25 protein-coding genes and 1 pseudogene are annotated in these 26,512 nt (G+C 39.8%); 21 read left to right on the top strand and 5 right to left on the bottom strand.

The window, feature by feature from the left end:
- Nucleotides 1–32: 32 nt before the first annotated feature.
- Nucleotides 33–1,577: a DUF2130 domain-containing protein gene (locus tag MNY28_RS05165; protein ID WP_346389116.1), complete on the bottom strand. Its 1,545-nt coding sequence runs from the start codon at nucleotides 1,575–1,577 to the stop codon at nucleotides 33–35.
- 373 nt (nucleotides 1,578–1,950) lie between these two features.
- On the opposite strand from MNY28_RS05165, the gene MNY28_RS05160 reads away from it, so the two are divergent.
- The 11 genes from MNY28_RS05160 to MNY28_RS05110 all read left to right on the top strand — a co-directional run bounded on the left by MNY28_RS05160 (nucleotide 1,951) and on the right by MNY28_RS05110 (nucleotide 11,559).
- Nucleotides 1,951–2,961 (top strand): aminotransferase class I/II-fold pyridoxal phosphate-dependent enzyme, encoded by a 1,011-nt coding sequence (locus MNY28_RS05160; RefSeq protein WP_346389115.1) that lies wholly within the window; start codon nucleotides 1,951–1,953, stop codon nucleotides 2,959–2,961.
- A complete protein-coding gene (locus tag MNY28_RS05155; protein WP_188109997.1) occupies nucleotides 2,958–3,389 on the top strand; it encodes a thioredoxin fold domain-containing protein in 432 nt (143 codons plus the stop codon). The genes MNY28_RS05160 and MNY28_RS05155 overlap by 4 nt, the downstream gene beginning before the upstream one ends.
- Before the next feature lie 3 nt (nucleotides 3,390–3,392).
- Entirely contained in the window at nucleotides 3,393–4,784 is a 1,392-nt protein-coding gene (locus MNY28_RS05150; RefSeq protein ID WP_346389114.1) for a cobyric acid synthase, read from the top strand.
- Nucleotides 4,774–5,619: an adenosylcobinamide-phosphate synthase CbiB gene (cbiB, locus tag MNY28_RS05145; RefSeq protein ID WP_346389113.1), complete on the top strand. Its 846-nt coding sequence runs from the start codon at nucleotides 4,774–4,776 to the stop codon at nucleotides 5,617–5,619. The genes MNY28_RS05150 and cbiB overlap by 11 nt, the downstream gene beginning before the upstream one ends.
- A 39-nt stretch (nucleotides 5,620–5,658) precedes the next feature.
- On the top strand, nucleotides 5,659–6,534 hold the full coding sequence (locus MNY28_RS05140; RefSeq protein WP_151901388.1) for an AraC family transcriptional regulator: 876 nt from the start codon (nucleotides 5,659–5,661) through the stop codon (nucleotides 6,532–6,534).
- A 256-nt stretch (nucleotides 6,535–6,790) separates the two neighbouring features.
- Nucleotides 6,791–8,248, top strand: a complete 1,458-nt coding sequence (locus tag MNY28_RS05135) for an NADP-dependent isocitrate dehydrogenase (RefSeq protein WP_346389112.1) — start codon at nucleotides 6,791–6,793, stop codon at nucleotides 8,246–8,248.
- Between the two features lie 136 nt (nucleotides 8,249–8,384).
- Entirely contained in the window at nucleotides 8,385–9,362 is a 978-nt protein-coding gene (locus MNY28_RS05130; RefSeq protein ID WP_151901390.1) for a sodium-dependent bicarbonate transport family permease, read from the top strand.
- Between the two features lie 3 nt (nucleotides 9,363–9,365).
- On the top strand, nucleotides 9,366–9,644 hold the full coding sequence (locus tag MNY28_RS05125) for a transcriptional regulator (protein ID WP_151901391.1): 279 nt from the start codon (nucleotides 9,366–9,368) through the stop codon (nucleotides 9,642–9,644).
- 30 nt (nucleotides 9,645–9,674) lie between these two features.
- Nucleotides 9,675–10,517: a metallophosphoesterase gene (locus tag MNY28_RS05120; RefSeq protein WP_346389111.1), complete on the top strand. Its 843-nt coding sequence runs from the start codon at nucleotides 9,675–9,677 to the stop codon at nucleotides 10,515–10,517.
- Between the two features lie 60 nt (nucleotides 10,518–10,577).
- A complete protein-coding gene (locus tag MNY28_RS05115) occupies nucleotides 10,578–11,291 on the top strand; it encodes a carbonic anhydrase family protein (protein WP_151901393.1) in 714 nt (237 codons plus the stop codon).
- Nucleotides 11,292–11,349: 58 nt separating this feature from the next.
- Complete coding sequence (locus MNY28_RS05110; RefSeq protein WP_151901394.1) at nucleotides 11,350–11,559, top strand: hypothetical protein; 210 nt, start codon at nucleotides 11,350–11,352, stop codon at nucleotides 11,557–11,559.
- Nucleotides 11,560–11,613: 54 nt separating this feature from the next.
- On the opposite strand, the gene MNY28_RS05105 is transcribed toward MNY28_RS05110, so the two are convergent.
- Nucleotides 11,614–12,360, bottom strand: coding sequence for a complement resistance protein TraT (locus MNY28_RS05105; protein ID WP_346389110.1), 747 nt, complete (start codon nucleotides 12,358–12,360; stop codon nucleotides 11,614–11,616).
- 125 nt (nucleotides 12,361–12,485) lie between these two features.
- On the opposite strand from MNY28_RS05105, the gene MNY28_RS05100 reads away from it, so the two are divergent.
- Together MNY28_RS05100 and MNY28_RS05095 are read left to right on the top strand one after the other, a co-directional pair.
- Nucleotides 12,486–13,541 (top strand): nicotinate-nucleotide--dimethylbenzimidazole phosphoribosyltransferase, encoded by a 1,056-nt coding sequence (locus MNY28_RS05100; RefSeq protein ID WP_346389109.1) that lies wholly within the window; start codon nucleotides 12,486–12,488, stop codon nucleotides 13,539–13,541.
- A 58-nt stretch (nucleotides 13,542–13,599) separates the two neighbouring features.
- Nucleotides 13,600–15,189, top strand: coding sequence for a methyl-accepting chemotaxis protein (locus tag MNY28_RS05095; RefSeq protein ID WP_346389108.1), 1,590 nt, complete (start codon nucleotides 13,600–13,602; stop codon nucleotides 15,187–15,189).
- Between the two features lie 12 nt (nucleotides 15,190–15,201).
- On the opposite strand, the gene MNY28_RS05090 is transcribed toward MNY28_RS05095, so the two are convergent.
- Nucleotides 15,202–17,997 carry an SUV3 C-terminal domain-containing protein gene (locus MNY28_RS05090; protein ID WP_346389107.1) on the bottom strand — a complete coding sequence of 932 codons (2,796 nt, stop codon included), beginning with the start codon at nucleotides 17,995–17,997 and terminating at the stop codon, nucleotides 15,202–15,204.
- A 335-nt stretch (nucleotides 17,998–18,332) separates the two neighbouring features.
- Here MNY28_RS05090 and MNY28_RS05085 point away from each other — a divergent pair, with 335 nt between their 5' ends.
- Both MNY28_RS05085 and MNY28_RS05080 read left to right on the top strand, forming a co-directional pair.
- Nucleotides 18,333–18,653 (top strand): hypothetical protein, encoded by a 321-nt coding sequence (locus MNY28_RS05085; RefSeq protein WP_151901398.1) that lies wholly within the window; start codon nucleotides 18,333–18,335, stop codon nucleotides 18,651–18,653.
- Nucleotides 18,637–18,960 (top strand): DUF309 domain-containing protein, encoded by a 324-nt coding sequence (locus tag MNY28_RS05080; RefSeq protein WP_346389106.1) that lies wholly within the window; start codon nucleotides 18,637–18,639, stop codon nucleotides 18,958–18,960. Before MNY28_RS05085 ends, MNY28_RS05080 begins: the two co-directional genes overlap by 17 nt.
- A 208-nt stretch (nucleotides 18,961–19,168) precedes the next feature.
- On the opposite strand, the gene MNY28_RS05075 is transcribed toward MNY28_RS05080, so the two are convergent.
- Complete coding sequence (locus MNY28_RS05075) at nucleotides 19,169–20,299, bottom strand: MFS transporter (protein ID WP_346389105.1); 1,131 nt, start codon at nucleotides 20,297–20,299, stop codon at nucleotides 19,169–19,171.
- 81 nt (nucleotides 20,300–20,380) lie between these two features.
- Between MNY28_RS05075 and MNY28_RS05070 the strand changes: the two genes are divergently transcribed.
- The 6 genes and pseudogenes from MNY28_RS05070 to MNY28_RS05045 all read left to right on the top strand — a co-directional run bounded on the left by MNY28_RS05070 (nucleotide 20,381) and on the right by MNY28_RS05045 (nucleotide 24,662).
- On the top strand, nucleotides 20,381–20,866 hold the full coding sequence (locus MNY28_RS05070) for a PAS domain-containing protein (protein ID WP_346389104.1): 486 nt from the start codon (nucleotides 20,381–20,383) through the stop codon (nucleotides 20,864–20,866).
- Nucleotides 20,835–21,863: pseudogene (locus tag MNY28_RS05065) on the top strand (methyl-accepting chemotaxis protein); the annotation flags it as partial. The gene MNY28_RS05070 and the pseudogene MNY28_RS05065, both read left to right, overlap by 32 nt.
- A 27-nt stretch (nucleotides 21,864–21,890) precedes the next feature.
- Nucleotides 21,891–22,271, top strand: a complete 381-nt coding sequence (locus tag MNY28_RS05060; RefSeq protein WP_346389565.1) for a CZB domain-containing protein — start codon at nucleotides 21,891–21,893, stop codon at nucleotides 22,269–22,271.
- A 176-nt stretch (nucleotides 22,272–22,447) separates the two neighbouring features.
- On the top strand, nucleotides 22,448–22,771 hold the full coding sequence (locus MNY28_RS05055) for a nucleotidyltransferase domain-containing protein (RefSeq protein WP_230973278.1): 324 nt from the start codon (nucleotides 22,448–22,450) through the stop codon (nucleotides 22,769–22,771).
- The gene (locus MNY28_RS05050; RefSeq protein WP_346389103.1) at nucleotides 22,761–23,147 is read left to right on the top strand and encodes a HEPN domain-containing protein; all 387 of its coding nucleotides are present in this window, start codon (nucleotides 22,761–22,763) and stop codon (nucleotides 23,145–23,147) included. Before MNY28_RS05055 ends, MNY28_RS05050 begins: the two co-directional genes overlap by 11 nt.
- A 3-nt stretch (nucleotides 23,148–23,150) precedes the next feature.
- Complete coding sequence (locus MNY28_RS05045) at nucleotides 23,151–24,662, top strand: DUF4080 domain-containing protein (RefSeq protein ID WP_346389102.1); 1,512 nt, start codon at nucleotides 23,151–23,153, stop codon at nucleotides 24,660–24,662.
- A 322-nt stretch (nucleotides 24,663–24,984) separates the two neighbouring features.
- On the opposite strand, the gene MNY28_RS05040 is transcribed toward MNY28_RS05045, so the two are convergent.
- Nucleotides 24,985–26,481: an HD domain-containing phosphohydrolase gene (locus tag MNY28_RS05040; protein ID WP_346389101.1), complete on the bottom strand. Its 1,497-nt coding sequence runs from the start codon at nucleotides 26,479–26,481 to the stop codon at nucleotides 24,985–24,987.
- Nucleotides 26,482–26,512: the final 31 nt, after the last annotated feature.

Genomic DNA, 26,512 nt, shown 5'->3' with positions numbered 1-26,512 from the left:
GTTTGTTATATATCATATATCTTTTTTTAATATTATTTTTTATTTTGTTCATCAAACTTAGCTTTCATAGTAGGATTCCCATGAGTTAATTTTTTAATGGTTAAATCATCAGCTTTATTATTTGCTAATCGTAAATTATTTTCTGATGACAATAGAGCATCTTTAGTTTTTTGAAGATGTGTGATTGTTTTATCAATCTCATCAATAGCTGTTTTAAATTTTCGACTAGCCAAATCATAGTTTCTTGCAAAACCTGTTTTAAATGCTTCTATTTTTTCTTCAAAATTAGTAATATCTATATTCTGATTTTTCATCAAGTTTAATTCAGCTTTATATTTCATAGAGTTCATTGCAGCATTTCTAAGTAGAGTAATAATTGGTATGAAAAATTGAGGACGCACGACATACATTTTTCCAAACTTATGAGAAACATCAACTATGCCTGTATTATAAAATTCATTTTCTGATTCTAAAAGAGATACCAGAACAGCATATTCGCACCCTTTTGCTTTACGGTCTTTATCTAGTTTCGCAAAAAAATCTTCATTTTTCTTTTTTGCAGCAGTCTCATCATTCTCATTTTTCATTTCAAACATTATGGAAATGATTTCATTGCCTTCATTGTCATTTTCTCTATAAATATAATCGCCTTTAGTTCCACCTCTAGCATCATTATCTTTTTCAAAATATGCATCTTGAAAACCTGTTGCTCGTAGCTTATTGAACTCATATTCACAATGTTGTTCGAGTGTCTCTCCAATCATTTTTGTTGAAAGCTTCTGCTTGAAATCTCTTAGGCGTTCAATTTCATCTTCTTTCATTCTAATAGTTTCATCTTTTACAACAAGTTGTTGGCTAAACTTCTCTTCAATAGTTTTTTCTAATAGTTTTTTTTCTCTCTCTTCTATCTCTAAATCATGAATAAGGTCATCTCGTGCTTTCTCTAGCTCTTTTGTAGCTTCTACAATTTCAAGTTTTTTCTCAGCTTCTGCAATCTGAATTTTAGATTTCATTTCTGCTATTTCTGCTTCTTTATTTGCTAATTGTTCAGCGAGTTCAGATTCACTTTTAGACTTTAATTCAGAAAGTTCTTTATCTTTTTTTGCCAACTCTTCTTGTAAATCATTTTGAATATTGGCAACAGCAAGTGTAATAGCATTCTCTTTTTCACTCTCTTTTGTTTTTAAATCATATATAAGTTTATCACGCTCTTTTTCTATCTGTTCAATAGCTTTTGAAACTTCAAGCTCTTTTTCTGTCTCTGCACTTTTTATTCTTGCTTCCATTTCAGAAATTTCTATCTCTTTTTGTGCTAATTTTTCAGCGAGTTCAGCATCATTTTTAGCTTTTAATTCGGTGAGCTGTTTATCTTTTAGAGCAAGTTCATTTTGTAACGAGTTTCTAATATTAGCCTCAGCCAATTTGACTGCATTTTCTTTTTCTTTTTGAGCAAGGGCTAGTCTATTTGTTAGCTCTTTATCAAATTCACGGTCACGTACCTGTTTAAGTATATCAGCAAATCCAGCTTCATCTACTTTAAAAGCTGTTTTACAATTTGGACAAATAATTTCATTCATTTTTATTCCTTCGTTAGATTAATTTTAATAGACTATATAACGGCGAAGCTGAGCTCCATTAATGTTATCTTTCGGAAAATTCGCTTGCGATTGATGTGGGACTCCTGACTTTTGTTGTATGTAGCGTAGCGGAATACGACAAAAGGTGGGTGGCACGTTTAGGGCTCAGCTTCGCCGTTGTAAGTTTCCGCTCCGCGGGAACTTACAACTATTTATTAACGCACATTATAGGTAGAATAACCTTAAATCACACAATTAACTGTCAATATAAATTTGTGTTATTTGTTAATTTTCGTACATAATACACAAAATATCGCTTAAAGTTTTTCTTTCAAACCAAGTAAAGTTAGTAAACTTTTGGTAAAATCCGCGTATGAAACACGGTGCCAATATATATAAATATGCAAAACAACTCGGATGCAGCAGTGATGAGATTATAGACTTTTCATCAAACATCAATCTTTATCAACCCCAGAGTGCTTTACATGTAACCAATAGTACCATTGCAAAATATGCCCAAAGCAATTACACAACACTCAAAACGGCCATTGCACACAATTATGGTCTGAAAAAATCACAAATTTCTTTGTATAACGGAGCGACTGCCGCTGTTTATGCTTTGTTTGAGGCATTAAAACAAAAAAAGGTCACTTTGTATGCGCCTCTGTACGGCGAATATGAAAAAGCGGCCCTCCAAAGCAAAAAAGATGTTTACAAAATCAACCGAATTGAAAATATCGACGCAACCGTTGCAAAAAAGTCCATTGTTGTTTTTGTCAACCCCTCTACGCCCGAAGGGAGTTTTTACGAACTTGCAACACTTTTTGCTTACTGGAAAAAGCAAAAATGTACTGTTATTTTGGACGAAAGCTTTTTGGAGTTTGAGAACCATCCCTCTTTGCGGCAGATGATTCAAAACTATAAAAAGCTCTATATCGTTCAGTCATTTTCCAAGTTTTACAGCTGTGCAGGGGTGCGAATCGGTGCTGTTTTTTCAAATAAAAAAAATATCACAAAATTGCATCCGCCGCTTTGGAATATCTCTTCACTCGATGCGGCATTTTTGCAAAAACGTCTTGGCGATAAAACTTTTAGAGAAAAAAGCCGCCAACTGCATACGATACAAAAACAGGAACTGCTTGATATTCTAAAAAAATGCGGACTTTTTGAACAGATTGTCCAAAGTGATGCAAACTTCATTCTGACACAATCATCACAGGCGGAAGAAATTTTTTCTCATCTGCTCAGACAGAAGATACTCGTCAGAACCTGCGGCAGTTTTGATTATCTTACAGACAGATGGCTTCGCTTTGCCGTAAAAGACAAACAATCACATACAGCGCTGCAAAATGCACTTACAACTTACCCAGGAGAAAACCAATGAAAATTATACTTAGCCTGCTACTCGTAGCCTTTAGCCTTTTCGCTCGCGCTGATTTGGACGAATACGCCCAGAAAATGGGCTTTCAACGCGATTATTACGCAGCCCTTGCCAAAGCAAAAAAAGAGCAGCGTCCCCTGATGCTTGTCGTGACCAAAGCAGAATGTCCCTGGTGCGACCGTCTCGAAGACCGCACTTTTACCAATCCGACAGTGCATAAACGCTTAAACAAAGAAGTGGTTGTTGTGCTTGTATATAAGAATTTTGATGAGGGAGAATACCCTGCCGAAAAATTTCCAGCACCCTTTAGCCCCCGTATCTTTTTCGTTGACCCTGCTACGCAAAAAACACTGCTTATTGTTAACGGCTATGTCAAAGCAGACAGCTTTCTTCAAGAACTCGATACACTGCAAATGCTGTGGCGCAAATAAGCTATGCACTCTCTGAGCATATTCGGTACCAGCAGTGATGCGGGCAAATCAACACTTGCCTTTGCCCTGACCTATCTTTTACATCACAGAGGTTTACATGTAGCCCCTTTCAAAGCACAGAATGTCTCGAACAATTCGCTTGTTACCGACATTGACAACGGTGAAATAGCCATTCCTCAGGCCTTTGCTGCCGAATCTATCGGGCTCAAAACTACCCCTCTTTTTAATCCCATACTCTTAAAATCAGGCGGAGCGAGCAGAGCCCACATGATTATCAACGGTAAAAGTGTCGGCGATACGGATGTCTGGAGCTATTACAAAGACATAAACCGGCTCAAACCCATCGTCAAAAAAGCATTTGCTTCTTTGCAAAAAGAGTATGACTGTATCATTGCCGAGGGGGCGGGCAGTCCGGTTGAGCTCAATCTGATGAGCAAAGACCTCTCAAACATCTATGTAGCCCAGGAATTTCAAACAAAGATAGTACTTGTCGCAGACATTCAAAGAGGCGGTGTTTTTGCCTCCATTTACGGAGTTTACAATCTTTTGCCGAAAAAACTGCGTAAAAATGTTATCGGTGTTATCGTCAATAAATTTCAGGGAGACATGAGCTTGTTTGATGAGGGGGTCAAAATCATTGAGAAAGATTTTGGCATCAAAGTTTTAGGTGTCGTTCCTTTTAAACCCTTTAATCTCGGCTTTGAAGACTCTGCTTCACTGATGGGCTACACACAGGACACTTCCAGGTCCATCATAAAAGTCGGTGTTGTCAAACTTCCGCACATCAGTAACTTTACCGATTTTGAGCCTCTTGTTGCGGATGCGGAAATTGAGCTGAACTTTATTGAGAGTGTGAATGAAGCAAAACATTATGATCTGCTCATCATTCCCGGAAGCAAGCGGGTTGTCGATGATTTGCTTTGGCTGAAAAAACGCGGTTTTGAAACTCTCTTAGATGACAAACAGAGACACGTCATAGCGATCTGTGGAGGTTATGAGATGCTGTTTGAGCAAATTCTTGACCCCGAGCATATAGAATCAGAAAAAGAAGTGACACAGGGATTTGGACGTTTTAAAGGAGATGTTGTTTTTCAAAAAGAAAAAATTGTACAAAAAGGCTGTTATAACCTCCAAGGCGTTATGGTAAAAGGATATGAGATTCACAACGCTGTCGCCAAAAAACGTGCCAAAAAAAAGAAAAACCTCTACGGCACCTTTGTTCACGGGCTTTTTGAAAGCGATGCCTTTCGCTATAAAGTTTTTCACAGACTCAACAAAAAGTACAAAGGTTATAATTTTAAAGCATTTAAAAAAGAGACCATTGCCGACTTTGCCGAGCATATCGCTTTACATGTAAACATAGACGCTATCCACAAGGCACTGGATGATACATAATATTTTCATCGCACTCTTTGCCTACCTCATCGACAGAAAATTCGGGGAGTTCTCCTTCATAAAACATCCTGTAATCGTTATAGGCGAGATTATCACTTTTTTTGAGGAAAAATTTTACAAGGACTCTGTAACACGCGGCTGTTTGTTAGTTCTGTTTGTGCTGGGAACTGTGAGTTTTTTCACTCTTTCACTCTACCTCTATCTGCAGCTTTTCAACACCTTTGTAAACATTCTCATCAGCTCCTTTATTGCCTCCATGTTTATCGCCCATAAGATGCTGCGAGACTCTGTACGGAATGTCTTACATGTAAAGAACAAAAAAGAAGCTATTGCCATGCTGGTATCACGCGACACGCAGGAGATGAGTGAAAGTGATGTCTATAAGGCAGCGATTGAGACCTATGCCGAAAATCTGAGTGACGGCGTTGTCGCCCCGCTCTTTTATCTGCTGCTGTTTAATCTGCCGGGCATTGTCATTTACAAAGCCGTTAACACCATGGACTCTATGGTCGGCTACAGAAATGAAAAGTATGAAAAATTCGGAAAATGTGCGGCAAAACTTGACGATATCGCAAACTTCATTCCCTCAAGGCTGACGGCACTGCTTATTATGCTTCTTGCAAGACAGAAAAACATTTTTGCCTTTTATGCAGACGGAAAAAAGCACGAGAGCCCCAATGCAGGACATCCCATCACTGCCATGGCACTGGCTTTACATGTAAAGCTTGGCGGAGACACATCTTACTTTGGCAAACTCAAGAAAAAAGCGCATTTTGGCGAAGGCAAAACAAAAATAGAAAAAACAGATGTTCAAAATGCTTTGAAACTTCTCTAAAGCAAATCATTTACAGTAGTTTTTGCTATAATTTACATCATGAAGCGAGAAACACTCAATAAAAAAACACAGATATCAAATGATATACTCTTCTATATATATACACATATTGATACCGACATCAATATGGATGAGCTGGCCCAGCAGTTTAACATCAGCAAAGTCTATATGCACAAGATCTACAAAGAGGTTTTCGGAAGAAATATTTATGAAAGCATCAAGTCTATCAGGTTGCAAAAAGCCTCTTCTTTGCTGCTGACAAACAAATATTCCACTATCACCCAGATAGCCGCTTTATGCGGATACAGCTCACAGACCTCTTTCATCCGTGTTTTTAAAGAGAGATTTTCCATGACTCCTACGGCATGGAAAAAAGGCGGACACAAAGAGTACTCCCAAACTATTCTTGCAGAATCAAAAAAAGCAATCGCCTCCAATGCAAACTATAATAACATTGAAGCAACTATAGTCAATATGCCGCAAATCGAAGTTTACTATATGCGGCACAACGGCTACAATGACCAAATCAAACAAACCTGGCAGAAAGTGCAGACATGGACCTACAGCAACAATATTAAAGACTACGAGCATATTGCCCTTTTTCATGACAATCCTACGGTCACACACCTTGAAGAGTGCCAGTATGTCGCCTGCATAAAAGTCAATGATAAAAGCAAAATTGATTATGAAAGACTGCCAAAACTCAACATTGCAAAAGGTGTCTATGCCAAATTTGACATTACCGGTGCCGATGGAGATTTTTTACACTTTTTATACTGGGTTTACACAGAATGGCTTCCAAACAGCGAATACGAAACAACGACCCAACCACCCTACGCAATCTACAAAAAGAACAAATATCTCTCTGATGACAATCATTTTGATTTAAGCTTTTACCTCTCAATCAAGTTTTAACACAAACCCTTTAAAACAGGCATATTCAGAATGGTCAGTTTTTCAAAAGTAAAAATTCTGAATAAAAATTGAAGATATTTAGAATAATATTTGTGTATAAATAGATTAAAAATAGATAATTTTAACAATAAAACCTGTAAAGACTTAATCTTTTATTTTTATTAAAATACCGGCATGTTTTCAAATGTAGGTGGAAATCATTATCAAAATGATGATTTCTCAAATATTATGAAGGATTTTATTAAGGAGAATTAAAATGGCAAAAAGAACTATTACAGTGGCACGCGGGGACGGAATCGGTCCTGAGATTATGGATGCAAGCATCAGAGTACTTGATGCTGCCGGCGCAGATGTAGAATGGGAACACATTGATGTTGGAGAGAAAGTATACCTTGCAGGAAATACTTCAGGAATTACTGATGAAGCATGGGAGTCTATCAAAAAGAACAAAGTGCTTTTCAAGGCACCTATTACAACACCTCAGGGAGGCGGATACAAAAGTTTAAATGTAACTATCCGCAAAACACTTGGCTTGTATGCGAATGTTCGTCCGGCTATCTCTTATGATCCGTTTATACCTTCAAGATACCCGGGTATGAATGTTGTCACTATTCGTGAGAATGAAGAAGATTTATATGCAGGGATAGAGCACCAGCAAACACCGGAAGTAACACAGTGTCTTAAAATCATTACAAGACCGGGTTGTGAAAAAATATGCCAGTACGCATTTGAATATGCCAAAGCATACGGCAGAAAAAGAATTACATGTATGATCAAAGACAACATCATGAAAATAACAGACGGTCTTTTTGTAAAAGTATTTTACGAAACTGCCAAAAAATACCCTGAAATTCAGGCGGATGACTGGATTATAGACATCGGTATGGCAAAACTTGTTGATGCGCCTGAAGATTTCGACATGGTGTTAATGCCTAACCTTTACGGAGATGTTGCAACAGACATACTTGGACTTATGACTGGTTCTGTCGGAATTGCACCGGGTGCGAATGTTGGTGCCGATATAGCAATGTATGAAGCAATTCACGGTTCTGCACCACGTCATGCCGGAAAGAACAAAGCAAATCCGTCAGGTCTTTTACTCTCTGGTGTGATGATGATGGTACAGGTAGGACAGCCTGAAGTAGCTGAAAAAGTACACAATGCCTGGTTGAAAACAATAGAAGACGGTATTGTGACATATGACCTTGCCAGAAAACTCAAAGCACAGGGCAAGGAACATACGGAAGTGGGAACAAAAGAGTTCGCTGATGCTGTCATTGAAAGACTGGGACAGGAGCCATCAACACTTGCTCCTGTAAGATATGACAAAGCGATTCAAATCAAAAAACCTGTTCTGTCAAATGTAAGAACTGAAAAAATGGATCTTATCGGTGTAGATATCTTTACAAGAGATGACTGTGATGCAAATACTATCGGTGACAAACTGGTTGAACTGGCAAAAGATACAGGTATGGCACTCAAAATGATCTCTAACCGTGGTCAGAAGGTCTACCCGAACGGTCACCCGGAAACTTTCCTGACAGACCACTGGAGATGCAGATACTATGCTAAAAACCAAGGGGATATCATAAGCAACAGTGATATTACAGATATGATGAACAGAATTGATGCAGCAGGCATAGAGGTTATCAAAACTGAAAACCTTTATATGCTTAACGGTGAACGCGCATACTCTTTAGGACAAGGCGAATAAAAACCGTACCTTTATCCCTCCTTTTTTAGGGGAAAAGGAGGGAAATACCACATAAAGATAAAGGTTTGTTTCGCTACACTACAGATAAAAATCTGAATCGAATTAATACCGCCTTTATGCAATAGGAGTTTAAAAAATGAATATCGATATAATTTTACAAAATATGTTAAATCCGCCTGTTTTATTCTTTTTTTTAGGAATGCTGGCCATTTTCTTAAAATCTGATTTAACTATTCCGCAGCCATTACCTAAACTGTTTTCTCTTTATTTGCTTATAGCAATTGGTTTGCACGGCGGACATGAACTTTCCCAAAGCGGACTCAGCACATACATCTTTAAAGCACTGCTTATTGCAGTAGTTATGTCCATGCTTGTTCCTGTATACAGCTTTTTTATCTTAAGAATGAAAATAGATGTTTACAATGCCATTGCCATTGCGGCGACTTTTGGGTCTATCAGTGCTGTTACTTTTATTACGGGGATTACCTATCTTGACACCATAGGTGTTGCACATGGCGGATTTATGGTTGCTTCTATGGCGCTTATGGAGTCTCCGGCTATTGTTATAGGTCTGGTCTTTGCAGCACTCTTTGCCAAAAGTCCTGACGCAGAAGATGAAAATACAAGTATAAAAGAAATTTTGCGGGAAGCTTTTTTAAACCCTTCTGTATTTTTGCTTATAGGCGCGCTTGCCATCGGGATATTGACAGGAGACAAAGGATGGCACTCTATGGAGCCGCTTTTTGGAACGCTCTTTAAAGGGATGCTTGCATTTTTCCTTCTTGACATGGGTCTTGTTGCAGCAAGAAAAATTCATGAACTGAAAAAAGTGGGTCTGTTTTTGATAGGATTTGCACTCATCATGCCGATGGTCAACGCCTCTGTAGCTGTAGCGGTAGCCTATTTCTTCGGAATTGAAAAAGGGGATGCTTTTCTTTTGGCACTGCTCAGTGCGAGTGCCTCTTACATCGCTGTTCCGGCAGCAATGAGACTCTCTGTACCTGAAGCAAATCCGGGAATATATCTTCCGCTCAGTCTGGCAGTTACCTTCCCATTCAATATTTCATTAGGTATACCGTTGTATTATTATATGATAACAACATTTTGGGGGTAAAAGATGAAAAAAATCGAAGTCATCATTGAGTCTGTTTACATAAAGAGACTCTTAAAAGTTTTTAAAAAGCACAAAGTAGACGGATATACTGTCATCAAAGATGTAGAAGGCTACGGGGGTCACGGTTTTCAGACAGCAGATGATGTCTCGGATGTACTGAGCAATATCCTGGTCTTCAGTGTTTGTAAAAAAGAACTGCTGGAGAACATGCAAAAAGATCTTAAAAAGTTTTTGGAGACATACGGGGGAAAATGTATTGTCAGTGATGCTACATTACTGTAGAGAGTATTTAAACAAAGAAAGGGAAAAACAATGTCACAAATATCACGAAGAAACTTTTTAAAAAGCGCAGTAGTCGCCGGTGCCATGCCTTTAATGGCCGGCGCACAGACAGATTCGAAAAAAACACTGAAGTTTATACATGTAACCGATTCGCATATGGATTTGAGCGACAGCGACAGTGTCGAAGCGATGCAGCTGATGGCTCAATTTATCAACACAAACTACAAAGATTTGGATTTTGTTCTCTTTGGCGGTGACAACTTTAACAACAATGCGCCGCAAGACAGTGATGCATTGAAGTTCAAAGAGATTGCCGATACGCTCCACTGTCCATACTACACGGTAAGAGGAAACAAAGAATCTTTTCCAAGCGGCGACAAACAGATTAATCTTGAAGCATTTAAAAACATGTTCTGCAGTGCGAAAGAGTTACATGTAGAGGGGAAAGACTGGCTGCTGCAAACAAAAGGCTACAATATTTTAGGGCTTGACAGCTGTATAGAAAACCACAACAACGGAGCCTATACAGAAGAGACAATCGCTTTTGCCCAAAAAATTCTCGACCAAAACAAACCGACGGTAATACTCAACCACCATCCCTATACAAACTACTGGGGCGGCACAGAAGAAAAAGATATTCATAAATATGTCCTGAACAACACACAAGAGGTACAAAAAAAACTTTTTAAATATCCAAACCTGATTTTGACGCTTTCAGGACACAAACATATAGACTCTGTCAAAGAGATTCAGGGGACAAGGGTTATTGTCACACGCGGATTTGTCCGTCCGCTTGACTTGGATATGTACCCGATGCGTTATGTTGAACTGAGCGGAAACACAATCAATGAAAAACTTATATATACAGCCTGATTTAGTCTCTATTAAGTAAGCTACCCTTATAATTAATATATAAATTAAAAAAGGCAGCTTATGACAAAATTCTCTACAATCGCTTTGACACTCATGGCGAGTTCAACAATTGCATTTGCAGGTGTTGAAGCACATTGGGACTACGCAAAACATGGTCCGCAAGACTGGGGACACTTCAGCGAAACTTGCAAAAAAGGCAAAGAACAGTCCCCTATAAATATAGAAACAGAAAATACACAGCAGTTAGACGAGAGTTACACGATTGAACTTTCCGAAGATTACAAAGGTATTTCCACTGTTGTTGATAACGGGCACTCTCTAAAGGTTACCCCGGTAGATGCAGGCTATATCTCACTGCACGGCAAAGACTACAAACTAAAACAGTTTCATTTTCATGGCATGAGCGAGCATACAATTGACGGCAGAAGATACAATGCAGTCGCGCACTTTGTTCATATGGCAAAAGACGGTTCAGTGGCAGTTGTGGCAGTAATGTTTGAAGTCGGAGAAGAAAATCCTGCTTTAGAAAAGATTTTACATGCAAAACACAAAATAGCCATAAATCCTAATGATTTGCTGCCTGAAGATACGGACCACTACTATCACTACAAAGGTTCATTTACCACACCACCCTGTACAGAGGGCGTAGAGTGGTATATTTTCAAAGATACTGTCAATATTTCAAAATCACAACTGGATGCTTTAAGAAAATACTACAGAAACAACGAAAGACCGACACAGCCTCTTCACAAAAGAGTTGTCCAAACAAAATAAAACCTGCAGACATTTAGCCGAAATTAGCAAATTTTGCTAAATTTGGCTAAAATATTTTATGCAGATAACTATTAACGACTACAACTTACAAAACCTGGAAACATTTACACAGATCCTTAAAAAAGATGAAAGCACACTTATCAATGAAGCCTTGGAACTCTACTTTGAAGAACAGCAAAAAAAACTATTGGAGAAGAACCTTGCAGATGAAAATGCACTGACTAATCTTGATTATGACGAGTTCTGGGAGGGTGTGGATATTGACTAGAGAGTTTATAAACGAGCAGAAAGAACAGTTTTTAAACTGCCCTTTCTCATTTTGTTAAAATACACCTGCGATTGAACGAGCAAGCGCTTTTTCAAGAACCGGACGTGCTTCGTCAAATTTTAAATTCATTTTGTTTGCAGTAGAGATGATACGTGTACGGTAAGTTTTCCATTTTACTTTTCCGCCTTTGATATCCTGTTGTACTTTTGTAGAACTTCCCTGTGCCAAAGATGCCTGTTGTGTCTGTGTGACAACTTCTCCGTCAAGCGGTCTCTCACGAATTTGTAAATCAGTGACCATAACATACACAGTATCTTCAACTAGAGCATCCCCAAGAAAACCAAGAGCAGCACCTGCCAAACCTACAGCAGCACTTGTACGTCCGCCGCCACCTAATGAGTATGATGTTGCAGCACCTAAAGCACCGCCGGTCAATGCAGCACCAAAACTAGAACCCATCATAGCTTTTGCTTCTCTCAAGTCACTTTTACCGACTTTTAAAATGTTTCCCTGAAGCATATATGTTGCTTTTTTAGGATCATTTGTTATTTTATAGCCTTTGGCTCTAAACTCGTTAGCGATTACATTCTTAACATCGACCTGTTTGTCAGAAGTATTTCTCATATCAAAATAAATAACCTTTTCTTCCGGGCTCACAGGCTCCAAAAACACAGTTTCAGACATTTTTGTTTGTACATCAAGATTTCTCTTCTTCACGGCAGTTTTCATCGCACTACAACCACTAAACCCAACTAAAACCAACGCCATCAACGACGCTATGATAACACTTTTTTTCAACATATAACTATGCTCCTGTCATTAAAATAAGTTTTATTCTAACACTAAAAACTTAAACTATCCAAAATATATTGAAACAAAAGAAAATATTTGTAATTTTTGTTACAATTAGAAAAAAGATTCTTATAATGCAAACATACAACATACTGACAAACACCATTGATACATTTCCTGAAGGAAAAGCCGATTTTTTACTTGCCGCAAGTGTCACAAAGACATGTGAGATAGACAACATTACCCAGGCCGGGATTCCGGGGATGATTCCGCTTACCCCTACACTTGACGCCGAATATATAAGTCATGAAAAAGTTTTCTCTTTGGGCGAACTTGCCGAAACACCGACAGGTGTCCCTACCCCTGCACTTATTACCCGTGCAGTTCACAATCTGACACCTTTTAGCACTATAGAGATTTTGGATTTGGGTCTTGTTTCCCAGCCTAAAAACTGTATCACACACCATTTTGGCATCCACCCCTCCGAGGCAATAGACAAAGGTGCCGGTATCAATGCAAAAGAGCTATTTGTAAAAGGGATGCAGTTTGGAAAGTCCTATGAGCTTAAAGGAAATTATCTTATTTTAGGAGAGAGTACACCCGCGGGAACAACCACAGCGACTGCTTCGGCTTTGGCACTCGGCTTTGACTGCGCCGATGATTTTTCCTCAAGTTTCCTACATGTACCCGATGATATTAAAACACAAACGATAAACAACGCCCTCTCTTTGCTTGACAATGATATGAGCAATTTTGAAAAGCTTGGCATCGTAAGTGACAATATGCTGCTTTTTTGTGCCGGATTTTTGCTTGAAGCCTCAAAAAGATTTCAAATCGTCTTAGCCGGCGGAACACAGATGGCAGCCTGTCTGTTAATCGCCGACAAACTCAGGGAAGATGTTTTGATGCGGGTAAAGCATGACAATATTACCCTTGCAACCACGCAGTGGGTCGCACAAGACAAAAATTCCGATATTGCCCATATTTTAGAGCAGTTAAGCTATGCACCACATGCCGTTTACACTACATTCAGTTTTGCAAATACCCAGATACCCATACTCAAAAAGTATGACGAGGGCGAAGCGAAAGAGGGCGTAGGTGCCGGGGCTTCTCTTGCGTACGCCGTGCAAAGCAACATACAAAATCAGGAACTTTTGGAGCAGATTGAGTATTTAATCTATAGTATGTAATTCTGCAAAGGTTTTATTACGTTATAATACTTAAATTTTTTACTCTTAGGATTTTTTCATGTTTGCATCAGTAAGGTCAAAAGTCATTGTCTCCATTGTTGCCTTAAGTGTTCTCGGGCTTATCGGAATGTCTTATTATCTCTCCTTTACACTGCACAGCCTTTCAGATACTACCGCAAAAAAATCTTTGAAAATGCTCAGTCAGTCCATCTTTCAGACGATGACAACAAGCATGATGATGGGAGACCCGGAAGTGGTTCAGACTGCTTTTGAGAGTGCAAAAGGCATTGACGGCATAGAGGACTTGAAAATTGCAAAGTCAAAAGCTGTTATGGAAGTTTATGCACCAGATGAAACATATACGGCCGACCCTCTTGTGCAAGATGTATTGCAAAACAAAGAGACAAAAATTATCGAAAAGAATGAAAACGGGCACCATATTATCCGCATGATTAAACCTATGATAGCCGAAAAAAGATGCCTGCAGTGCCACTATAATGCAGAAGTCGGTTATGCACTCGGTGCCATGGATTTGACGATATCACTGGATAAAAATGATGAAGATATTGCACAGACGAACACAACACTTGTCATCTCTTTGATTCTGGGCAGTATTGCATTTAGTATGGTTGCCCTGCTCTTTTTCAGCCGTGAAATTTTTACACCGCTGAACAACCTCAAAGAGAGAATTGCAGATCTTGTGCGCGGGAACAAAGATTTAACAAAACGTCTTGCCTACAAAAAAGGCAATGAATTCGGAGAGACAGCCAATGAAGTAAATCATTTTATAGAAATGATTCAATCTACAGTAAATGAGGTGAAATCACTCGGCGAACAAAACAATGAAATAGCCTCTGAAATTGAGATCTCCTCCCACGTCATACGAAAAGGCGTACAGCAGGAGAGAGAGATTGTTTCCAAAACAAGCAAAAAAACAGAAGATATCCAAACTATTTTAGATGAGACCATAGAGGCAGCCACTGTTACCCAGGAAACCATCCTCAATGCCGAAAAAGAACTCGAAGAGGCACACAGCTCTTTGGCAAAACTCAACAGTGAAGTAGAACATTTTGTAGAGAGTGAAAACGAACTCTCAAGCGAACTTTTAGTCCTTAAAAATGATGCCGACCAGGTCAAGGACGTCCTCAATGTCATCAAAGAGATAGCCGAGCAGACAAACCTTTTAGCTCTCAACGCTGCCATAGAAGCGGCACGCGCAGGAGAACACGGGCGAGGATTTGCCGTCGTTGCCGATGAAGTCAGAAAGCTTGCAGAACGGACACAAAAAAGTCTGGCGGAGATAGACATCAGCGTCAGTACCATTGTACAGGCTATCAATGACGTCAGTGACAAGATGACAATCAATGCACAAAACATTGAAGCCCTTGTCAATATATCTGATGATGTGGAACAAAAAATCACGACAACATCGCAAGCGATGCAAATCTCCACACAGATGGCAAACAAATCAAAAGAAGACAGTGAAAAAATGTCGCAGAATATTCAGGAGATCATCACCTACATAGAAAAAATCGAAACACTCTCAACAGCCAACGGCACCAGTGTTGTAAGCATTGAAAATGATTTGCAAAAACTTGTACAGGTTGCCTCTTCTTTACAAAAAACTATCGACGAATTTAAAAGCTAAGGACAGAACTCTCTAACGCGGCAAACGCCGGTGCCCTCTTTTGTGCACATAGTTCTTTTTAAAACACGACTGGCAGATACTGTACTTGGAATTTACCGGCAAAACCGTGCCACAGAGCTTGCAGCTTTGACTCAGCTGTGTCTGCCTGAGTGTCTCTTCTATATATTTGTTCAAAACACCCCTGTAGGCTCTTGCCTTGTTTTCATCTACAAAGTAGTCATTAAAACGGTAACTCAGCCACAGATACAGCGAAATCTCTTTGACCATATCTTCAGCGCGCAACAGCTCTTCGGAGGTTTGTGCATACGAACCTGTCAGTTTTGGCGCATGATAATAAACCGGCTCTTTTTTCTCCAAAGCATTGATGTAGCGCTCATAGGCACTGATGATATAGGCTGATTTTAGCGTCAGCGGCGCGCAGGCAAGATGGTACTTGGTGGCAATATCCAGATCATAACTGTCAACAATGCGGGAAGCCTCCAGCATATCATCAAGCGAAGCCGCATAAAAAGGTCCGTCAAAGACCATATTTTTGATAAAAAAGCGCAAAATTTCTTCCAAAGAGTTTTCTTCCAAAATCGTACTGACAAGTTTTATATGTTCCAAATTTGCCATTACTTTAAAGGGCACTTTTATCTCTTTTGCCGGCTTGGTGAAATTTTTCTTGACTACATGTAAAGCATCCCCGTGCAGAGCCCCGACATAGCCCTTTTCATGCAAACCGTAACGCCCTGCCCTTCCTGCAATCTGCTGTACCTCCGAAGGAAAGAGACTGCGTTGGATTATCCCGTCAAATTTTTCGGCTTTTGAAAAAAGCACCGTTTTTATGGGCAGATTCATCCCCATCGCTATGGCATCGGTGGCAACAAGTACCTGCGTTTCGCCTTCTCGAAAACGCCTTGCCTCTTCCCGTCTGACCTCAGGCGAAAGATTGCCGTAGACAACACTCACTTCAAAATCTTTGGAAAAATTCTGCTTCAGCCGCAGAACATCTTTACGACTAAAAGCGATAATCGCCGTGCCTGCCTCCACATCTTTTGGATGTGTCGGTTTTTCCAAAAGCTCCAAAGGATTTTTCCTCTCAAACTCCCGTATTTCCAGCTCTTCACCCAGATACTCTGCCAAAGCGACAATCGCTTCTTTGACATTTGGCGAACCTGTCATAATGACCTCTTTTGCAGGCGCACCTATAATGGCATTTGCCCATGCCCAGCCGCGGTCACGGTCATCTATCATCTGCACTTCATCTATGACACAGACATCCACATCCACATCATAATTCATCATCTCAATTGTAGAACTGATATGCGTCGCTTCATCATCCAGGATCTGCTCCTCACCGGTAATGAGGGAGCTTTCAATGCCCTGTACTTTGAGCGTTTCATAACCTTCGAGTGCCAGAAGCCGCAAAGGCGCCAGATAGTAGCCTGTATCTGCCTCTTTGAGATGCTCCATCGCCTCATAGGTTTTGCCGCTGTTTGTAGGACCGATGTGCAGTACAAGTTTTCTCTGCATACTGCGCGCAATGGGAAAGAGATTTTTAAAATCACGAATAGTCCGTGCAAGCAGTGCTTCACGCTGTTTTTTAATCAGTTCGTCATGGATAGAATGCAAAAAACGCCGTGTTATTTTTCTGTGAATTTTAGGCGTTATGTTCAAGGTCTGAGGAAGCAGTTCAAAAAGATACTCATAGACTCTCGCATGCAGCTCTTCTTGGCTAAAATGCAAAAGCTGGGCATACTCTTCACACTCTTTTACCAAAGCATCGAGGGTGAGTAAAAATTCATCTTCGTGCTCTTTTTTGACCTCTGCCAAAATAGCATCAAAATTAAACCTTTTCGCGTTCCATATCTCTTCTAAAAGTCCTTCAAGCTCTACATGTAACTCCAGTTTATAAGAGATTTTCTGCTCACTGTAGGGGAGGCAAAGCTGCTCATTGACACGAATCAGCACCTCTTCTTCATGAAGTTCCACTCCCTCTGCCTCTATTTTAGACTTGACAATTTTTTTTAAAAGTTTCTGTGATATCAGAGGATAGCTCACTTTTGATTTTGGAGGCGAAGCCCGCAGTGCATCTAAAATTTCCTTGGTACTCAAATAGGCATGCGGATATTTCAAATTGCTTAAAAAATTATTAATATTCTCCTGCTTTTGTTCCACAACCGCAACTTTGTCCTGCCCTATCTTTTGCACAATCGCATCAAAATCCGTTGTTTCAAGGTATTCATACGCATAGGGTTTTGTTTTGAGTGTCAAAATCTTGTGAAAATGCTGTTCGTAGAGTTCGTACTTCAGCGAGGCATTAAATTCAAAGCAGTCATCCAGATCAAAAAGTCCCTCAAGTTCACGTTCTAATCTCTCTTTTTTCATCTCAAAACGGATATGGCGCAGAGACGATTCCATTTTTTCTATGGTTATTTTTTTGCTTCTTACATGTAAATAGGCTTCTCGCAGACGCACGGCCTCTTCCTGGCTTACATCAAGTTCTTCCAAAAGTACGTTAATTTTGTCTTCTCTGTCAAAAACAACTTCTTTTTTTGGCTTCTCAGACTTGTACACCCGTCCGTCACTCTCAAAAAAGTTCAATATATCATGGCGCATACCGCTGTCTGCCTCGCTCCAAATCATTCGGAGTGTTTTTACCATCAGCGTTTTGTTATGCTCTATATCATATATGCCCAGTGTTGCAAAAAGCTCACTGAGGGTTTTACCCTCCACCCGTTCAATCCCCACATCAAAGGGGTCATCATCAAAATATTTTCTAATTCTCTGGTTAATTTTACTGTTTTTTTTATTTTTTCTTGCCATAAAAGAGATTATAACACAAGTTTAGCAGCTTTATGGCTCAAAAGCCTGACAGCCCGCACTGCTTCCTGAATTTTCGGAACCCGTACTTCAGTGCGGGCTGAGAGTGGCAGTGGTGTTGCAACAGTCGGCACTGAAGTACCGATTCCGAGAAAGCATTAATTTTTTTAATAGGTTTTAACGCTAAAGTGTACCTTAGGAAAACACAAAGCCCGCACTGCAGAAAAAAATTTAGTTTTTCTCACAAGTCATGCTTTAGCATAGAAAGTACGGGTTCCGAAAAAAGCCTAATCTTACTGCTTCAATAAAATATAAAAAATTTGTTATATAATGACCGCATGAATTATCCTGACGAATGGACGCAAAAAGAGTTTTTGCAAAATAAGAAAAAACTGGAACAAGAAGGTGTGGATGTCGTGCTTGTTGACACTGTTTTAGCACCCATAGAAAAAGCAGACACAGTAACCTACAATCCTTATGAACTTAAACAATACCCCAAAGGGAGTGTCTTTGTTTTTTACTGCGATTCCGGCAAGGCGACACTTGATCGGCTCAAAGAGTACAAAGAAAAATTTCCGAATCACCACTGTATTTCCCTTAAAGGCGGTCGAGGATACTGGAGAAAAAATATGATGCTACTGGATGAAAACGATGCATAAACATATCAACGAATTTATAAAATGCCTCGAAGAAGAGCGTTATTATGATGCTCATGAAGCATTGGAAGCAGCCTGGTTTCCCCGACGTTTCGAAAAAGACAAAGAGGTCAAACTGCTCAAAGGCTTCATCAATGCCGCTGTCAGTTTTGAGCTGGTAAAGCGAGGCAGGGAAAAACAGAGCAAAAAGGTCTGGGCAAATTACCTCAAATACAGACCTTTTCTTTTTGAAATAAACTCACAATATCAAAACAGTTATTATCAGCTTTCACGGCTTGTGGAAACTATAAAGCCTAAGAGTCGGCACTGAAGTACCGATTCCGGTATCTTCACAGATGAGCCTGTACAGCTTTTCGGAACCCGTACTTTCTATGCGAAAGCATGACTTGTGAGAAAAACTAAATTTTTTTCTGCGGTGCGGGCTGAGGGCGGCAGGAAAGTTGCAACAGTCGGCACTGAAGTACCGATTCCGGTATCTTCCAAAGATGAGCCTGTGCAGCTTTTTCGGAACCCGTACTTCAGTGCGGGCGAGCGTGGCGGGACAGCTGCTCCCCTTTGTGCTGCCTTACAGCCATAAACAGCAAAAATGCTCCAAATGCCATCAGACTTGAGGTTAAAAAGAGATATTTCGGATAATACTCATACACATATCCGGCAATAAGCGCTCCGCTGAGTCCTCCAAAACCGTAAGTTATTCCGGAAAAAAACTGCTGAGAGAGACTTTTGTGTCTGTAGCGCTGAAACAGATAGCTGATCGCGGCTGTATGAAAGAGTGCGAAACTCAGAGCATGCAGGGCCTGGGAGAAAAACAGTATCGCCAAATTTTCAGGAAATGCAAAAACTAAAAACCAACGCAGTACCGTTGCCAGTGCCGTAAAGCGTAACAGGTTGAGTAAATTTCCCTGCAACAGTCCCCCTTGAAAGAAAAACATCCCTACTTCAATAAGTACGCCAAAACTCCACAAATAGATTGTCATATCCAAACTGATACCGTGATCCGTTTCATAAATGGTAAAAAAGTTATAAAAGGAGCCAAAGCTCATCTGCACCAGAACAAGTCCGCCCCAGAGTTGCCAGTCTTTGAAGATATCTATATCATTAGAGATACTTTTCTCTTTTACATAACTGGTGTCAGGCGCGCGGCAAAGCACCAAATAGGCTACAAAAGCAGTCAAAAGGCTCAAAACAAACAAAAAATCCAAGGCAACATAGGCCGAACTTAAAAACCTGACCAGCACAAGCGCAACAACGATAAAGCCCACAGAACCAAAAAGCCGTACTTTTCCGTAACGCTCTTTGCCGATGGTATGCAAAGAGATAACCTCCACAAAAGGCAGCATCAGGCTCATACCCAATCCAAGAAATATGTTTGAAAGCAGCAAGGCATAAAAGTGTTCCAAGGAGAGATAAAAAGAGAGCGTACTTGCAATAACGGTCAATAATGAAAATTTAAAAACAGCAGCATTGAGCGTCAGTCCACGCAAAAACAAAAAAGGCAGAATAAAACGCACCAAAGGAGATGCCGCAAAAATAATCCCTATCTCACTTGCATCATAGCCGACACCGCTGAGAATTTTTGGCAAAAATATAATATATATTCCCACTATGGAAAAATAAAAATAGTAAAAAAGAGATAACAGAGCAAACATAAACTTCCTTATCACAAATTATAGCAATAATCCAATAAAGATATGCTACAATATTTTCAACAAATAAAGGAGAGAGCTAAAATGGAACGAACATTAGGCGAAAACGATTTTATTGTCTCTAAAACAGATACAAAAGGTCGACTGACCTATGTCAATAAGATCTTTATTGACTTAGCGGAATATAGAGAGGAAGAACTTCTCGGAAAACCTCATAACATTGTCCGTCATCCGGATATGCCAAAGGCAATATTTAAACTGCTTTGGGACAGAGTCCAGGCAAAAGAGGAAATTTTTGCCTATGTCATCAACAGTACAAAAAACAATAACTCCTACTGGGTCTACGCCAATGTCACACCCTCTTTGGATGAACGCGGCAATACCGTAGGATACTACTCTGTAAGAAGAAAGCCAAACCCTGAAGCACTTGAGATTATCAAACCGCTCTATGCACAGATGCTTCAGGCAGAAAGAAGCGGCGGTATGGACGCAAGTATGAAAATTTTAACAGATTTATTAAACCAGGAAGGAGTCAGCTATGATGAGTATATCATCTCTCTTCAAAAATAACCAGGCTTTATTGCTTTTTGTAACACTTTTAGGCGTTGGTATCTACAGCCTGCTGAGTGCAAGTTACATTGTAGGCGGGCTTGTTTTGCTTATAGCAATTGTGGCGCTCTTTATTCCGGGAGAAACAGCTTCAAAAAGTTCTACCGTTATGGACAAACTCGAAGAGATTTTAGTACAGGCTGCGCAGGGAAAACTCGAAGGACGCATTACACACATTCCAAATGACAACTCTCATGATGCTAAAATTGCCTGGGCGCTCAACGATATGCTTGACCAGGTAGAAGCATTTATGCGTGATATCGCAACAACGATAGAGTGCGCATCAGCCGGAAAAACCTACAGACACACCTATCCGCAAGGACTGCAGGGGCTGTTTCATACTACCGCCGCTCAAGTCAATACAGCCATAGAGGCAATCGCAAGCGGATACAGAAGAAAACTGCAGGCCGAACTCTCTTCTAAGTTTTCAACACTTGGCGGAGGTATCGGACAGGGGCTTTCTATCATCCAGACAGATTTGACTGTTTCATCCGGTGAAGCAGAAGACATTGTTCATGTTTCTGAACAAACGGCAGAAAAAGCTTCGGGAAGTCTTAACAGTGTTCTTGAAATAGGACAAAGACTGGGCTCTCTTGTGGAGCTTATATCTTCTTCGCATGAAGGTATTGTAAACCTTGAAGGGCGCTCACGGGATATTTCAGAGGTTGTAGGTCTCATCAAAGATATTGCAGACCAGACTAACCTGCTTGCACTCAATGCAGCCATAGAAGCAGCCCGTGCGGGTGAGCACGGACGCGGTTTTGCCGTAGTTGCCGATGAGGTCAGAAAACTTGCCGAACGCACCCAAAAAGCAACCACAGAGATAGAAATCAACATTTCCACTCTTCAGCAAGAGGCAAACGATATGCGAACAAATTCTGATGAGATTACAAACATAGCACAGGAGTCAAGCGACGTTATTCATGAATTTGAAAATACCTTTAGTGAACTCAACGAGCTTGCCAATGCAGCGCACACGACAGCTATCGGTATTCAAAACCGTCTCTTTACCACACTTGTCAAGGTTGACCATATTTTATTTAAATCAAATGCGTACTCAGCTGTACTCAACGAAGATGCAAGCAAAGAGTTTCCGGATCACAAACACTGTAGAATGGGGCAATGGTATTTCAGTACAGGCAAAGAGCGCTTTGGCAACACTTCTGCCTTTAAGAAAATGGATGCACCGCATGCGACTGTGCATGATGCAGTGGCCAAAAACATGGTTTTTGTCAAAGAACACAGTGTTCTCAAAGCAGATCATCCTAAGATAATAGTGGAAAATTTCAAAAAAATGGAAGACGCTTCACTGGAGCTTTTCAAAGACTTGGATCGCATGATAAAAGAATACGATGAAACAAGGTAATTTATCGCTATTTACCTAACATTTACTTATAATAAATATAATTCTATATCTCAATTATGTTTTTCCCCTTTCATAAGAGAGATATTTACTCCTATAAATTTTTAAAACAGCCGAGTTTTCCCCCTTTTTTACTCTCGGCTGTTTTTCCTCCCTTTAAGCCCATTCAAAAAAGAAATATGATATTATTCCTCATTATGTATTTAACGAAAAATAAAAAAGTAACTTTTATTCACACTATTACAAAGAAACTCTCCCAATTTTCAGAGATAAACAGTGTTGTGCTCTTTGGCTCTTTTTTATCTTCCCAAAATCCAAATGATATTGATATTGCGGTCATACAAAACTCAGATGACAACTTTTTAACGCTTTCTCTAAAATACAGAAAGGTATTGCGTGAAATTTCCAAAATCATTCCTATAGATATAATTCCCATTAAAGAGGATGCAAAAGGTGTCTTCTTGGATGAAATTTATAAAGGAAAAGTTGTTTATGAAAGATGAGACAAAGAAATGGCTTGTTTTTGCAGAAGAAAATTTTCAATCAGCTAAGATTTTATTAAAAAGTCATCTCTATAATCCATCCCTGCAAAACACACAGCAAGCAATAGAAAAATATATAAAAGCATATTTAATTGAATATGGAATAAAGTTACAAAAAACACATAGTATATTATCTCTCAATGAAAAACCTAAAAAAGAGAATGTATTATTAACTATTACAGAAGATGAGATTGACCTGATAGACACTATTTATCTTTCATCCAAATATCCTTTTGGTTCAGTACTGCCTGATTTTGAACCAAATGAAAAAATTACCCTACAGTGTATCCAAATAGCGCAACAGGTTCAAGTTGATATTAAGAAATATCTCTCTTAGCAAATGAAAATTATACTGACAACTTTAAATTCACGCTTTACACACAGTGCCATAGGGCTTCGCTATTTGTATGCAAATATGCAGGAACTCCAACAGGACACGACTATACTCGAATTCAGCATCAATGATGCCATCCAGACGATTGCAGAGAAACTCCTTTTCTCGCAGCCTGACATTATAGGCATAGGCGTGTATATCTGGAATGCCAAAGAGGTGCATGAACTTATTCACATCCTGAAAAAAGTTTCACCCCAGACACTTGTAATTCTCGGAGGTCCCGAAGTGAGCTACCTGCCTTTTCGTGTCAACTTTGATGATGCCGATTACATCATACAGGGCGAAGGTGATCTGGCTTTTTACCGGCTGTGCAAAAATATTCAGGAAGAGCGTCCTGCCGAGAAAATCATAAAAATGACCTTGCCCGATCTCAAAGCTATTCAGCTTCCTTACATGTACTACACAGACGAGGACATAAAGAACCGTTATATTTATGTGGAAATATCAAGAGGCTGTCCTTTTGAATGTGAATTTTGCCTCTCTTCCATGGATGAAAAAGTACGTGCCTTTGATCTTGATGCAGTCTTGACAGAATTTGAGAAGCTCTGGGAACGGGGAGCGAGAAATTTTAAATTTGTTGACAGAACCTTTAATCTCAACATGAAAGCGGCAAACAAAATCTTGGACTTTTTTTTAGAAAAAGAGCCGCCCTATTTTGCCCATTTTGAAGTTATTCCCGACCATTTTCCCCTCTCTTTGCGGGAAAAAATAAAACGTTTTCCTCACGGTGCGCTGCAGCTTGAAATCGGCATACAGACACTCAATCCAAAAATTGCAAACAATATCTCCAGACAACTCAAACTCGACAAAATAAAAGACAACATCCGCTTTTTGCAAAATGAGACAACGGCACATATTCATCTTGATCTGATAGTCGGATTACCGGGGGAGAGTTTGCAGAGCTTTGGACGCAACCTTGATGAGCTGATGCGCATCAGCAGCTGTGAAATCCAGATAGGCATCCTGAAAAAACTCTCCGGCACGCACATCAGCCGTCACGACAGGGAAGAGGGCATGGTTTACAGCGACATTCCGCCCTATGATATTTTAAAAAACAACAAACTCAGCTTCAACGATATACAGATTATGAAACGCTTTGCACGCTTTTGGGATTTGTATTACAACAGCGGAAATTTCAAAACAACGCTCCCGCTGTTATGGCAGGAAGAAAGTGTGTATGAAAACTTTTATGCTTTTGGACTCTGGATTTACGAACAGACAGATTCGACATGGAAAATCTCTCTGCAAAGACAGGGCGAACTGCTTTTTTCCTATTTACATGTAAAGAAAAAGATAACCGAAGAGGAAATCGCAGAGTATATGCTTCAGGATATGATGAAGTTAAAAGGCAGAGCAATCCCCGCATACCTCAAGCCCTATGCAAAAGAGTTTCACCCAGAGGCAAAAATGGGAACTTCCGGATTTAACAAAAGGCAGGTTCAGGCTTTTGCACCCTGACAGTCGGCACTAAAGTACCGATTCCAAAGAGCTAAGCAGAGTTTTAGAACCCATCCTTTAGGGTGGGCTGAGAGTGGCATGAAAGAAACAACAGTCGGCACTGCAGAAAAAAATTTAGTTTTTTTCACAAGTCACGCTTTAGCGTTAGAAAGTACCGATTCCCAGATTTTCGGAACCTAGGTTTTAACCTAGGCCTTAGTTTTGAAAGACACAAAGCCCGTACTGAAGTACGGGTTCCGAAAAAGCCGCTTAACTTAATGGCATTGGTACTTCAGTACCGGTTCCGAGAAAGCATTAATTTTCTTCACTTACCTGGAAGATATCAAAGTTTTTCCAAATCATCAACACTTATACTCTTTTGGGTGTCAAGAGTGAGATTCAGTATGTCTGATTCTATAATAGTGTTGTCTAAAATGGCATTGATTTTCTGCTCTATTTTTTTCATATTGCACTCTCCGTTATCAAGGAGGGCAAAATCATCGCCAAAAATTCTAAAAACCATAGAGAGGTCAAAACAGTTTTGTAAAGATTTGGCAATTTTCACCAAAACAGTGTCTCCCTCTTTCCATCCGGATTCTTTGTTGTAACGCGAAAAATTTTTCAATCGCAACAGATGCAGCTGTGTGTATTTTTTTTCATAAGAGTTTTGCAACAACATTACATCGAGATAGCTCTGATTGTACAGATCGGTCAGATTGTCCTTGTAAAAATAGGCAAATCGTTCCTTTTCTATATCTGTATGAGGCAACTGATTTATATTTTTGTCTACAACTACATCTTTAAGCGCCTCGAGTGTTGCTTTGACTGCATCCCTGTCGTACTGCACACCGCTGAGACGTTCTATCTCATCGAGTGCTTCTTTGGGTGTTTTTCTGCCTTTGTATATTCTGTTGGTTGTCATGGCATCAAAACAGTCGGCAATCATCATCACTTTTGCAAGAGTGTCAATTTCATTGGCGGCAATGCCTCTTGGGTATCCGCTGCCGTCACATCGCTCATGATGATCACGGACTATATCTGCCAGCTCCTCATACATAGGAATATTTGCCAAAAGTCTGTAGCCGACCTGAGGATGCTCTTGAATCAGTTTATACTCCAGATCATTGAGTTTTTTTGGCTTTAAGAGGACAACATCCGGTGTGACAATCTTGCCGATATCATGCAAAATCCCCGCCTGATAGACTTTTTCGCACTCTTCTTGGGAGAGTCCCATCTTTTGGGCTATCATTTTAGAGTATTTGGCAACTCTTTGGGAATGCCCCGCCGTATAGGTATCTCTCTCTTCTATAAGTTTGACCATTGCCAAAAGAGTTTTTTCATAATTGTCATGCTGAAACTGCATCATAGCACTCAGTTCGGCTGTTTTTTGCTCCACCATACGCTGCAGGGACTTTTTGTACGCTTCATTCTCCTGCATGACTTCGAGTTTTTCACTGACCTTGTAGAGTTCGTAATTCAGTTGTTCATAATCAAAAGGTTTGATTATATAGCCGTCAACCCCTATTTTAATAGCCTGAGACATATAGTCCGAACCGCTGTGTGCGGTTGTTATCAGTATAGCCTGATTCGGATTTATCTCTCTTATTTTTTTAAGCATCTCTATACCGTCCATTTTAGGCATGGACAGATCTGTAATCACGATGTCAAACTGCCCCTTCTTATAGAGCTGTAAACCCTCCAGCCCGTCTTTTGCAGTCGTCACATGTGTAAAAAAATTCTTCAAATACCCCGTGAGTGCAGTTTGCACAGCCATATCATCTTCTACATATAAAACTTTAAATTTTCTTGCCAATGATTGTAATGCTTTTAAATTTATCATACGCTAATCTTATCAAAATTATGCTAATATT

The organism is Sulfurimonas sp. NWX367 (genome assembly GCF_039667065.1).
In the GTDB taxonomy this organism is placed as follows: domain Bacteria; phylum Campylobacterota; class Campylobacteria; order Campylobacterales; family Sulfurimonadaceae; genus Sulfurimonas; species Sulfurimonas hydrogeniphila.
Note: the sequence above shows the minus strand (reverse complement) of the source record. Positions and strands in the feature narration are given on the sequence as shown.